Origin of the sequence: Actinocrinis puniceicyclus, assembly GCF_018283645.1 — a bacterium.
GTDB lineage: Bacteria > Actinomycetota > Actinomycetes > Streptomycetales > Catenulisporaceae > Actinocrinis > Actinocrinis puniceicyclus.
In genome coordinates, this window is record NZ_JAGSXH010000036.1 from 1 (window position 1) to 12,031 (window position 12,031).

A 12,031-nucleotide genomic window follows, 5' to 3' on the forward strand; every position below is an offset into this window, starting at 1 on the left:
GCGGCTCCTGATCGCCCACACGCTCGGGAGGCTGACCCGCAAGCGGTCGCTGAACCCCAAGCGCAGGCACCGCAGCTTCCCGCGCGTGGTGAAACGCGCCAGGCGCAACTCCTGGCGGGTCAAACGCGCCACCGATACCGGCGTGAGGCACCAGGGCCCCCCGACCCTCGACATCCAGAATCTTAAAGTTCTGACACAAGAGCCCTGTCCGGTGCGAAGACACTCACCAGCGGAAACCCACGGCCTCGCAGCGTGATCACACATCATTCAGTGGCATTGGGGCCGAGATCTGGCGCATGAGATCAGACGGTACGGAAGAATTGGCCGGCATATTCGACCATGCGAGCCAGAGGTGGACACGGCTGTGAATGCGTCCGAGCGCGACGAGTGGCGGGTGCACCGACTCGCGGTGTACCAGGGCCGGAAGTACCGCTTCTGGAAGGACCCGGCGGACGCGTCGCTCGTCGGCCTCTATCCGGAACCGGGCTGCCCCGCTCCGGACGACTTGCCGCGAGGATCCAACCCGGCGGGTGCACCCATGTATCTCGTGGGCTCAGATCGGTTAGACGCCGCATACGAGTCGCGCTGGTTCTTCGAATGGCACGGCGGCCGGTTCGAGGCGACCGGCGGGCAGGGTACCGGTTTCGTCAGCGGGAACCTGGTCAGCCCACTCTCGATGGATTTCATCCGGAAGAACGGACTGACCGTCTATGAACAGTACGTCGCAGGAGGCCGGTTCGCATTGGACGAGGTGACCGATCTGCACGAGGAGCGCACGGACCTGCTCGCGCAGTGGAAGGAGAGGCACGGTGAGTGAGGTTCCAGCGGCGGGCGCATCGGGAACGCGCGCGCCAGGCACCGGCGCGGCCGGCCTGGCTCCGACAACCGTCATGGAACTGCCCGTCCCGCCACCACTCGTGTCCGCCTATGCGGGCAACCTCTCGGTGCCACGCATATTCGAGGCGCATCGCGCCGCAGGGTTCTGCGTCCGGGCGGGAGACATCGCCTCAGGCGACGCGGCGGCGGTCCGCGCGCAGCACGGCCTGACGGGCGATCCCGCCTGGACGCCACAACACAACAGCGCGGACGCATTCCATGTGCTGCGGTTCTACGCATCGTGGCCCGGCGCGTTCGTCGTGCCGTTCGGCGGCTCCACACCCGAAGGCGCCGAGCGGATGGGAACCAGCCGCGTGTATCCGGAGCCGTTCCTCGGAACCGGCTACACGGCGTTCGCACCCCGGGCCGTGCCGCAATACTGGCTGCCCCTGACCGAACTACCGCTCGGCACCGAACTGTGGCGGATCGGCGCGGACGGATCGCAGCAACCGGTGGCGGCATACCTGGGCCGGTACACGGGATGGCAGCCGCAACCAGGCGTCGAACCGTTCGGGCCGCAGCCCTGGCAAAGCACACCCCAAGCGTTGCGCACCGCCGTACGACGCGGGTTGCGCGCCGTCTACCAAGGCGGCGACTTCGACGCGGACTTCGGGCCCGAGCCCGGCCGGATCACGCTGTACCGCAGCGGCACAGCGGGCGAAGCCGTGCAGTCCCGTGCAGTGTTGGACGCGCATTGCGACGCTGTCAGGTATGTGCGGTTACTCTGCACATGGCACGGGGCGCGCTTCGAGGCGATCGACGCGGCTCCGGACTCGGTCACGCTGAACTATCTCGGCGAGAACCATCTGGAAGCCGGGTCGCTCGGCTTGACGGAAGTCGGCTATCGGGTATGGCGAACCACCGTCCCGCGCGCAGAGGTTTCCGAGTACGCCGAGGAGACGCTCGAAGTGGGCGTGCAGGCGCACTTCGGCTGAAGACACCCGCCCGGCCGGACTCGGACCCGCGCACGGTGCCTCAGAGTACGTTCAAGGCGGCCGGGACGCCGGCACCGGCGCCGACCGGATCAGCACCGAGCCGTGCGCTGCCGGAGACGTTGATGTTGCCCCACACGGCCCGCGCGCCCGAGTCGCCGACACGGATGCACTGGACGACACAGATCGCGCTGGCGGCGATCGCGAGCGCCGCCACAGTCACCGTCGCCGCATGGTGCTCGGCGTAACCGGCGCGGCTGACCACGACCAGCGCGATGGCGAATACCGCGACCGCGGCGACGAACCACACCAGCGTCAGGCCCAGGCCGCGGTGCTGCGCCGCCAACTTCTGCAGGTAAGGCGCGTGGTTGTACAACTGCTGACCCGCCACCTGCGTCGCGTACGTCACGCCGACCATGACCATCGCGAAAACCGCGTTGGCGATGCCGAACCGGGCACGCCACTTCGGCCGCGCCGCCACGGCGATGGTGGTGAGGCACACCAGTGGAACGCCGGCCACAGCCACGTGCAGCAGCAGAATGTGGGTCGGCAGACCGAAGACCTTGACGGGCATCGAGTTCTCTCCTGATCGTCCTGACGGGTTCTGGTCTCCGGCACGCTCACACGGGCAGGCACACGCCAAACGTAAACGTTCATACCGGGGTTCAGAGTCCTACGGAACCCCCGGATCGCCAATACATGTTCTCCGAGCGGCTGAGGAACCCCGCGTCGACCAGGTAGCGGCGCAAGGCGGCGTAGTCGTCGTGGAAATCGCCGAGGATCCGGTTGACCTTCGCCTCCTCGTAGCGCACCCCCGGCTCGAAGCACTGCGCCAGATAATCGAGCACCACCATGCGCTTGCCGTGCGCCGCGGGCACGTGGGTCAGCCGGCCCTGAGCGAAGAAACCACGCAACAGCGACGCCGTGCCCGGGTCCTGCACGACGGGCTGCGCCGGCAGCGCGGTGTCGGCCTTGCGGACGTTCGCGTCCGTGGCGGCGCGCATCGTCTCGGGAACGGCCCGCCACCGGTCGGCGGCCTCGGCCTCGGCCTCGTCCTCGCCCCGCGCCGGCTCGGCGACGCCGCCCGGCTCACCGCCGCTCGAGCGCTGCGGGGTGAGCCGGGCGGCGAGCCGGGCCTCGTCCAAACGAATCAGTGCCTTGACGACATCGCGCACCGGCACGCCGCTGGCCCGCGCCAGCTCCCGCGGCGACGCGCCCCGGTTCGCGGCCAGCACCAGGGCAGCGAAGACCCGCAGGCGAGCCGGATCGGCCAGCAGTGCGACCAGCCTGCGCGGATCGGGAATCTGCTCTCGGTTATCGCGAGCCGTCATGGCCTCGATGTTAGTCATATGCGCTGCCGGGGCGCCCACGGGTTTGGCCGCCCCGGCCCGCGCGGGCCGATCAGCCGATCTGAACCGGCGCGGACAGCCGCAGATCCCGCGAGGAGTGACCCACCTGTAAGAGGTACCGGCCGCGTGGATACACCCAGTCCTGCTTCTGCGCGTCCCACCGCGCGAACGCGCGGCCCGGTACCCGCAGCCGCACGTGCACCGCCTCGCCCGGCTCGGCCTGTGCGGCCCCGAGCGCGGCGAGCACGCGCACGGGACGGTGCCGCTCGGGCAGCGCCGCGGTACCGGAGCCGTCCGAGTCCGCGTTGTCCACGGGCTCGGACAGGTACAACTGCACGACCTCGCGACCCGGCCGCCGGCCGGTGTTGCGCACCGTCACGGTCACCTCGACGTCCGCTCCGGCGCGCACCGGCCCGACCGGGACGTCCAAGCCCTCGAACATCCAGCTCGTGTAGCCCAGACCGTGACCGAACGGGAACAGCGGCTCCGTTCCCCCCTTGTCATAGGCGCGGTAGCCGACCAGCAGGCCCTCGCTGTATTCGAGCGCTCCGTCCACCGGCCGGGCCGGGCCGACCGGGCAGCCGGCCTCGCTGCGCGGGATCGTCACCGGCAGCCGGCCACCCGGCTCGAGCTCGCCGAGCAGCACGTCCGCCAGCGCGTGGCCGAACTCCTGGCCCGGGAACCACACCTGAAGGATCGCGGCGACCTGATCCGCCCACGGCATCAGCACCGGCATTCCGCAGTTGACCACCACCACCGTGCGCGAGTTGACCGCCGCGACCGCCGCGATCAGCTCGTCCTGGCGGCCGGGCAGCGCCAGCGTCTGCCGGTCGTAGCCCTCGCTCTCGGTGCCCGCGGCGGCGCCCACCACGACCACGGCCACGTCACTGGACTGCGCCGCGGAGACCGCCTCCTTGAGCAGCGTGTCCTCCTGCGGCAGCGGCACCACGCCCAGCTGGAAGCGGGTGAACTCCCCGTCGTGCCCGGTCGGGTCGCAGGACGCGAACACCTGTACCGAGTCGCCCTCGTCCAGGTCGAGCACCGTACCGATCTCGAACGGGCGCGAGAGCGGCTCGACCGGGTCGGCGGCCGGGGGAGCGGTGTCGGCGACCACTATCGGGGACGGATCGTCGAAGGGGCCGGACAGCTCCAGCCGCAGCGCGCCGAGCCCCGTCACGGCGAACCGGTGCGGGCCCGCGGCCGCGGCCCGGAAGAGCGTGCGGAACGTCAGTTCGGCGATATCGGTGCGCACCACCTGCGGCGGCATCGGGTCCCACCAGGTCACCTCGGGTCGCCCGAGCACATCCGTGTGCTGCAGGGCGCCGTCCTTGCCGCGGATCTCCAGCCGCGCCCCCGGGCCGTTGGTCGCCGGGTCGGTCAGCGTTCCCGGCTCCGGCGTCGGAGTGGTCAGCCAGGTGCGGCAGCCCTGGCGCACCGTCAGCTGCGCGTCCTGGCCGAGCGCCGCGCGCAGTCCCTCGGCGGGGGAGACTGCGATCGCCGCTCCGACCTGCGCGCTGCCCAGGCCCTGGTACTGCGGGAACATCGCGTTCGGCCCCAGCAGCGCGATCGAGTGCGCGTCGCGGCCCAGGGGAAGCGTGCCGGTGCTGTTGCGCAGCAGCGTGAACGAACCGGCCGCGGCCGTGCGCAGCACCCGTCGGTCGGCGTGCGGGCCCGGCCGCGACGCGCTCGGCTCGCCGCCGAGCGCCCCGACCATCCGGGCCACCCGCAGCAGCCGCAGCACCTTCTCGTCGATCTCGGCCTCCGAGACCGCGCCGCGCGCCACGGCCTCGGCCAGCTGCTCGCCCCACGGCCCGTCCGGACCCGGCATCACCAGGTCCAGCCCGGCCAGCGCGGTCGGCTCGGTCGAGCGCGCCGCGAACCAGTCGGAGACCACCGCGCCGCCGAAGCCCCAATCCTGCTTGAGCACTGTGCGCAGCAGGTGTTCGTGCTCGGTCATGGTCGCGCCGTTGACCTTGTTGTATCCCGCCATCACCAGCGCGCATTCGGCCTCGGTGACGCAGGCTTCGAAGGGAACCAGGTACAGCTCGCGCAAGGTCGTCTCGTCGATCAGCGAATCGGCCGTCCAGCGCTCGGTCTCGGCGTCGTTGCCCACGAAGTGCTTCGCGGTCGCGGCCACGCCCTCCGATTGCAGACCCCTGACCCAGGCGGCGGCGGTGCGCGCGGCCAGCACCGGGTCCTCGCCGAAGCACTCGAAGCCCCGGCCGCCGAAAGGCGTGCGCACCAGGTTCACCGTCGGGCCGAGCACCACGTCGATGCCCTTGGCCCGGGCCTCCCGGCCCAGTTGCGCGGCCACCTGCTCGACCAACTGCGGATCCCAGGACGCGGCGAGCGCGATCGGGGCCGGCAGGCTGGAGGAGCGGTCCGCCGGGTCCAGGAAGGCCCCGCGCACGCCGGCCGGGCCGTCCGACATCACCAGGCCGCGCAGGCCGATGCCCGGCTCGCCGGGCAGGGTGAAGTTGTCGGCGCCGGTCAGCATCGCGATCTTCTGCTCCAGAGACAGCGCGGCCAGCAGTTCGCGCCCGGTCCCCGCCTCCCGTGACGGTCCCGCGTCGCGGGCGGGGAACTGTCCCTGCCCGTCCCGCGCGGCCTGCGGGTTCCTCATGTCGGTGTGCCCCAGGTCCACCGAGACTCCTAAAAAATAGTGATAAATCAGCTTGATCAGGAAAAAAAGGGCCCCGGATCCGCGCAGAGTGCGGCTGCGCGAATCCGGGGCCGTCAGTGGCTACGAGACAGGCGTCAGGTGCAGGACGGTGTACTCAAGCCACGGGTTGTTGGGCCGCGGGTCGATGTAGGAGTTGTCCTTCGTCGGCCAGCCGGTGAAGTGCTTGGTGCTGTACTCGTTCCAGCCCGCGCCGTACATCAGGACCACGTCCGGCACATCGGTGGACATGGCGTGCGCCACGATGCCCAGCTGCTTCGTGATCTCGTTCGGGTCGTTGGTGCCGGCCCACGCCTTGAGCGCGGACTGCACGGCCGGGTTGTTGTAGCGGCCGTAGTCGCCGTTGGCGGTCTGGCCGATCGCGGCGCTGGTGCCGTAGTCGAGCCAGTTGTCGTACTGCTGGTACGGGCTCGGGCCGCCGCCGCCCCAGTGGATCGCCGCGTCGAAGGAGCCGGCGTTCAGGTCCGCGGTCCACTTGTCCGGCGTGACGCCGTTGACGGAGACCTTGAAGCCGAGCGGCTTGAGCTCCTGCGAGATCAGGGTCGCGCAGGTGTAGTAGTCCGTGTACGAGGACGGGTCCTCGATCGCGAACGAGACTTCCTTGTTGTTCTTGGCCCAGATGCCGCTGCCGTCCTTGGCGTAGCCGGCCGCGGTCATGATCGAGGTGACCTTGTTCGCGTCCGAGGCGGCCGGCAGGTCGTTGGCCAGGTCGGAGGGGACCTGGTCGGAGAACTCCGGCAGCAGCAGGCCGCTGGAGGAGGTGGCCGGCGGCTCGTAGTTGGTCTCACCGACCTGGGACAGCTCGGTGCGGTTGACCGCCGCGGAGACCGCCTGGCGCACCTTGACGTCGTTGAACGGCGCCTTGGTGACGTTCAGGATCAGCACCACGGTGTTGGTGGCGGGGAAGTAGTAGTGGTTGTTCTTCGGGTCCTTCGCCACGTACGTCTGGTCGATGTTCGTGACGTAGTTGCCCGCCCAGTCGATCTGGCCGTTGTCCAGCGCCTGGTTGGCGGTGGTGTTCGACACGTACGACGGGAAGCTGATCTCGGAGACCTTGGGAGCGCCCTGCCAGTAGTTCGCGTTGGCCTTCAGGGTGAAGCCCTGCGCGGAGAACTTGTCCAGGGTGAACGGGCCGGAGCCGACCGGGCTCGGGTCCGTCCAGTGCGCCGGGTCGGTCTGCGAGGTCCAGATGTGCTCCGGCACGATGAAGGTCTGCCCGGTGATCGCGTACAGGTTCGTGTACTGCGACGAGCTGAAGGTGATCGTGGCGGTCGTGTCGTCGGCCGCGGTCGCGCTGACGATCGGCAGGCCGTTGGCGTTGAGCGCGCTGGTGGCCTTCATCAGGTTGAACGTGAAGGCCACGTCCTTGGCGGTCAGCGGCTGGCCGTCGGACCACTTCACGCCGGCGTGCAGCTTGATGGTGATCGCGGTGCCCGTGCTGTTCCACGTGAAGGAGTCGGCCAGCCACGGGTAGTACGAGTTCGCCTTGGTGATGTTCCACTGCAGGAGAGGTTCGTACAGCAGCGAGGTCGCGTTCACCTGGTTCGCGATGCTGGTCTGCACGAAGGGGTTGAAGTTGTCGGTGAACGGCGAGACCGGCGCCGACTCGATCGTCAGCGTCGAGGACTTCGCGCCACCGGCGTTCGTGCTCGACGGCTTGGGCGAGCTGCCGCAGGCGCTGGCGGTCAGCGCGAGCGCGGTTATCGCCGCCGCCCCTGCCAGTGCCCGGGGATGTACCGATTTCCGGAACATTGCTTACACTCCGTTGTGTCCAGTCGGCCGTGGCCGACCATCTTGGGGAAGACCGTGGTGGGATCTGTCCGGGGTGCCCGGCGCGGTCGGCTGGGCCTGAGCCCCGCACCGTCCGTGCCGTGCAGATTTGTATCAGTGTTATGCGTCTGCGCGCTGCTGCGCCGCTCGGCCGGTGCGGCCGGCCGGGCCGGGCGAGGCGCGGGTCGCTCTCCTTCCTGAGTTCATGCGGAGGTCATCCCTCCGAGGTGTCGCGGATTGAGCGGGTGGTGCGTTCCTCCACTGCGGTTGCGGACACTGTGGAAGAGGTCTTTGGGGTGTGGCCCTCGTGCAGCCAGCAGGCGCTGGTCTGGCCGGGACCGACCTGGAAGGCCGGCGGGTTCTGCTCGGCGCACTTCGGCATGGCGAACGGGCAACGCGGGTGGAACCGGCAGCCCGAGGGCGGATTGACCAGGCTCGGCGGCGAACCGGCCCCGGCCAGGGACGGCGACTCGGCGCGGTCCGGGTCCGGCGCGGCGGACAGCAGCAGCTGGGTGTAGGGGTGCTGCGGCCGGTCGGTCAGCTGTACGGCCGGCCCGGCCTCCACGACCCGCCCGGCGTACATGACCGCGATGGTGTCGGCCAGGTACCGCGCGGAGGCGATGTCGTGGGTGACGTACAGGATCGCCAGCTGCTCGCGGTCACGCAGGTCCGCGAGCAGGTTCAGCACGCCGAGCCGGATGGACACGTCGAGCATCGAGACCGGCTCGTCCGCGAGCAGCACCTCCGGCTGCACCGCCAGCGCGCGGGCGATCGCCACGCGCTGGCGCTGTCCGCCGGACAGCTCGTGCGGCATCTTCTCGATAAATTGCTCCGCCGGGGTCAACGCCACCCGGCGGAGCAAGTCCTTGATGGCGTCGTCGGTAGCGACGCCCTCCGCCATACCGTGGATCTTCAGGGGCCGGCCCAGGATGTAACGCATTCCGTGGACCGGGTTCAGCGAGGCGAACGGGTCCTGCAGGACGAGCTGCACCAGGCGCGAGTACTCGCGCCCGCCCGCCGGGGCCGGCTTGCCGTCCAGCAGCACCTGCCCGGCGGTCGGCTCGATCAGCCGGGCCAGCATCCGGGCCAGGGTGGACTTGCCGGAGCCGGACTCGCCGACCACGGAGGTCACCGTGCCGCGGTGCAGCACCAGGTTCACGTCCTCGACCGCGTGCACCACGGCCTTGCGCATGCCCCAGCCGCCGCGGACCGGGAAGTGCTTGGTCAGCGACCTGGCCTCGAGCGCGGGCACCCGTCCGCCGGGTGCGGCGCCGTGGCGGCGTGCGGAGTTGGTCGGGTCGGTCACAGCGCGCTCCCGGCGGCTTCGATCTGGGGGTCCTGCGGGTCGGAGTTGCGAAGGTCGGCCGCCAGCGCGCCGGTGCGGGCCACGATGCGGGCGCCCGCGTGGGTCGGCTCGGGCAGGGCCAACGCCTCCGGGGGGATGTAGCCCTCGGTCTGCAGCCAGCAGGAGGCGGCCCGCCGGCCGGCCGAGGGCAGCTCAAGCAGGGTCGGCGCCTCGCGCCGGCACACGTCGAGCGCGTGGCGGCAGCGCGGGTTGAACGGGCAGCCCGCGGGCACGTGCCGCAGGTCCGGCGGAGAGCCGGGGATGCCGGTCATCGCGACGCGCTTGCCGTGCAGGGACGGGAAGGAGTTGAGCAGGCCCGCGGTGTAGGGGTGCCGCGGCGAGCGGAACAGCGCGGTCGCCGGCGCGTACTCGACGACCCGGCCGGCGTACATCACGGCGATCGTGTCGGCCAGCTCGATCAGCAGCGACAGGTCGTGCGTGATGAACAGCACGGCGAAACCGAGCCGGTCGCGCAGCCCGACCAGCTCCTCCAGGATCTCGCGCTGCGTCACCACGTCGAGCGCGGTGGTCGGCTCGTCCATGATGAGCACTTCCGGCTCCAGCGCCAGCGCCATCGCGATCATCACGCGCTGGCGCATACCGCCGGACAGCTCGTGCGGGAAGCTGCTGAGCCGGTCCGAGGTGATGCCGACCAGGCCGAGCAGTTCGGCCGCGCGGTCCCGGCGGGCGTGGCGGTCAAGGTCCGGGCGGTGCGCCTTGAGCACGTCGGTCAGCTGGCTGCCGACGGTCAGCACCGGGTTCAGCGCGTTCATCGCGCTCTGGAACACCACCGCCAGCTGCGACCAGCGCAGCTGCCGCATCGTCTCGCCGTCCGCGGCCAGCAGGTCGTAGTCGCCGTCCTGGCCGTGGAACCGCACGTCGCCGGCGGTGATGACGCCGGGCGCGCGCAGCAGCCGGGTGATCGCGTAAGCCAGCGTGGACTTGCCGCTGCCGCTCTCGCCGGCCAGGCCGAGCACTTCGCCGCGGCGCAGCGTCAGCGTGGCGTCGACCACGCCGTGCACCGCGTCCTCGGAGAACCCGTAGTCCACGCAGAGCCCTGTGACTTCGAGCACCACGTCGCCGCGGACCCCCGGCCGCCCGGCCGGGCGCTTGTTTCCGACTACGCCGCTCACACCGTCTCCTCGAGGATCGTCGCCGCCGGGACCGGGGTCTTTCGCACCACCGGGGTCAGGCCCAGCGTGTTGCTGCTGCGCACTCCGGCGGCCTTCAGGCCCTTGCGGGAGAGGCCGGCCGCGCGCAGCCGCGGGTTGATGAACTCGTCGATGCCGAAGTTGAGCAGAACCAGCGAGGTGCCCAGCAGCGCCACGCAGATGCCGGGGGCGGCGAACCAGTACCAGCCGCCGACCTGCGCCGCGGTGTTGGACTGGGCCCAGAAGAGCATCGAGCCCCAGCTCCACGGCGCGTTCGGGTCGATCGCGCCGATGAAGGCCAGCGCCACGTAGGTGCCCATCGCGTACAGGACGGTGAACACGAAGGACGAGGCGATCACCGGCACCAGGTTCGGCACGACCTCGAAGATGATGATCCGCCAGGAGCGCTCGCCGCTGATGCGGGCCGCGTCGACGAAGTCGCGCTTGCGCATCGAGAGCGTCTGCGCCCGCAGCACCCGCGCGCCCCAGGCCCAGCCGGTCAGGCTGATGATCACGGCCAGCAGCGTCGAGTTCGACTTGCCGCCGGCGGGCAGGTAGCTGTTGATCACGATCAGGAAGGGCAGCGCCGGCAGCACCAGGAAGACGTTCGCCAGCATCGAGAGCAGGTTGTCGCCGATCCCGCCGAAGAAGCCGGCGGACACTCCGATGACCACCGACAGGACGGTCGCGATCACGCCGGAGATCAGCGAGATGACCAGGGTGGGCCGGGTGCCGATCAGCAGTTGCGAGTAGACGTCCTGACCCTGCTGCGTGGTGCCGAGCAGGAACTTTCCGCTCGGGTGCTGCCACGGGGTGCCCACCAGCTTGAGCGGGTCCGAGTAGGGCGCGATGGACGGCCCGATGATCGCGATGAGCGTGAAGAAGAGGAACAGTCCCAGACCGAGCGCGATCTTGGGCGACTTCAGGACGCGCAGCATGCTCATGCCTCCTGCCGGGTGCGCGGGTCGAGCAGCACGTACACGGTGTCGGCCAGGAGGTTGGCCGCGAGCACGGCGAAGGTGATGATCAGGAAGATGCCCTGGATGAGCGGGTAGTCGACGTTGGTCACCGCGCTCAGCAGCAGGTTGCCGAGGCCGGGGTAGGAGAACACCAGCTCGGTCAGCAGCGATCCGGCCACCACGAAGCTGAGCGCGTTGGCGAAGCCCGAGATGCTGGGCAGCACCGCGTTGCGCGCCGCGTAGTAGATCACCCGGCGGTTCGGCAGCCCCTTGGCCTGCGCCACCAGGACGTAGTCCTCGTCCATGGTGGTCACCATCATGTTGCGCATGCCGACGATCCAGCCGGCCACCGAGCTGACCACGATGGTCAGCGCCGGCAGGATCGCGTGCTGGACGGCGCTGCCGATGAACCCGGGGTTCCAGCCGATCACGTAGTTGTTGGTGTCGTAGCCCTTGAAGTCCGCCGGGAACCAGTGCAGCTGCTCGGCGAAGAAGTACAGGAACACCGTGGCCAGGAAGAAGTACGGGATCGCCTGGAAGAAGGTGGCCGTCGGCAGCACCTGGTCGAGTACCGAGCCGCGCCGCCAGCCGACGATCGTGCCGACCAGGGTGCCGATGATGAAGCTGAGCACCGTGGCGGTGCCGACCAGGACCACGGTCCACCACAGGCTGGAGCCGATGACCGTGGTCACCGTGTCCGGCGAGTGCGAGATCGAGATGCCCAGGTCTCCGTGCAGCAGGTTGATCCAGTAACTCCAGTACTGCGACATAAGCGACTGGCCGGTGCCGACGCCGAACTGCGCTTGGAGCGCGGCCACCGCGCGGTGGTCCAGGCTCGGTCCGGCCGCCGCCAGCATCGCCTGAACCGGGTTGCCCGGCATCATGTGCGGCAGGAAGAAGTTCATGCTGATGGCCACGAATGCGGTCACCGCATAGAACATGAGTCTGCGTATCAGGGTAGGCATTGTC

The 12,031-nt window shown here is 69.9% G+C and carries 10 protein-coding genes; 2 read left to right on the forward strand and 8 right to left on the reverse strand.

What is annotated here, in order from left to right; genetic code table 11:
- The first annotated feature begins 364 nt into the window (after nt 1-364).
- Together KGA66_RS12385 and KGA66_RS12390 are read left to right on the forward strand one after the other, a co-directional pair.
- On the forward strand, nt 365-817 hold the full coding sequence (locus KGA66_RS12385) for a hypothetical protein (RefSeq protein WP_211467917.1): 453 nt from the start codon (nt 365-367) through the stop codon (nt 815-817).
- Nucleotides 810-1,811 carry a hypothetical protein gene (locus KGA66_RS12390; RefSeq protein WP_211467919.1) on the forward strand — a complete coding sequence of 334 codons (1,002 nt, stop codon included), beginning with the start codon at nt 810-812 and terminating at the stop codon, nt 1,809-1,811. The genes KGA66_RS12385 and KGA66_RS12390 overlap by 8 nt, the downstream gene beginning before the upstream one ends.
- A 40-nt stretch (nt 1,812-1,851) precedes the next feature.
- Here KGA66_RS12390 and KGA66_RS12395 read toward each other — a convergent pair whose 3' ends face one another.
- The 8 genes from KGA66_RS12395 to KGA66_RS12430 all read right to left on the reverse strand — a co-directional run bounded on the left by KGA66_RS12395 (nt 1,852) and on the right by KGA66_RS12430 (nt 12,027).
- On the reverse strand, nt 1,852-2,382 hold the full coding sequence (locus tag KGA66_RS12395; protein ID WP_211467921.1) for a DUF2231 domain-containing protein: 531 nt from the start codon (nt 2,380-2,382) through the stop codon (nt 1,852-1,854).
- A 91-nt stretch (nt 2,383-2,473) separates the two neighbouring features.
- Nucleotides 2,474-3,139: a DUF2087 domain-containing protein gene (locus KGA66_RS12400; protein WP_211467923.1), complete on the reverse strand. Its 666-nt coding sequence runs from the start codon at nt 3,137-3,139 to the stop codon at nt 2,474-2,476.
- Nucleotides 3,140-3,209: 70 nt separating this feature from the next.
- The gene (locus tag KGA66_RS12405; RefSeq protein ID WP_211467925.1) at nt 3,210-5,801 is read right to left on the reverse strand and encodes a beta-glucosidase family protein; all 2,592 of its coding nucleotides are present in this window, start codon (nt 5,799-5,801) and stop codon (nt 3,210-3,212) included.
- 99 nt (nt 5,802-5,900) lie between these two features.
- Nucleotides 5,901-7,589 carry an ABC transporter substrate-binding protein gene (locus tag KGA66_RS12410; protein ID WP_211467927.1) on the reverse strand — a complete coding sequence of 563 codons (1,689 nt, stop codon included), beginning with the start codon at nt 7,587-7,589 and terminating at the stop codon, nt 5,901-5,903.
- A gap of 232 nt (nt 7,590-7,821) precedes the next feature.
- Complete coding sequence (locus KGA66_RS12415) at nt 7,822-8,913, reverse strand: oligopeptide/dipeptide ABC transporter ATP-binding protein (protein ID WP_312886880.1); 1,092 nt, start codon at nt 8,911-8,913, stop codon at nt 7,822-7,824.
- Entirely contained in the window at nt 8,910-10,085 is a 1,176-nt protein-coding gene (locus KGA66_RS12420) for an ABC transporter ATP-binding protein (protein ID WP_312886881.1), read from the reverse strand. Before KGA66_RS12420 ends, KGA66_RS12415 begins: the two co-directional genes overlap by 4 nt.
- Nucleotides 10,082-11,047 (reverse strand): ABC transporter permease, encoded by a 966-nt coding sequence (locus KGA66_RS12425; RefSeq protein WP_438822036.1) that lies wholly within the window; start codon nt 11,045-11,047, stop codon nt 10,082-10,084. The genes KGA66_RS12420 and KGA66_RS12425 overlap by 4 nt, the downstream gene beginning before the upstream one ends.
- The gene (locus KGA66_RS12430) at nt 11,044-12,027 is read right to left on the reverse strand and encodes an ABC transporter permease (protein WP_211467931.1); all 984 of its coding nucleotides are present in this window, start codon (nt 12,025-12,027) and stop codon (nt 11,044-11,046) included. Before KGA66_RS12430 ends, KGA66_RS12425 begins: the two co-directional genes overlap by 4 nt.
- Nucleotides 12,028-12,031 lie beyond the last annotated feature (4 nt).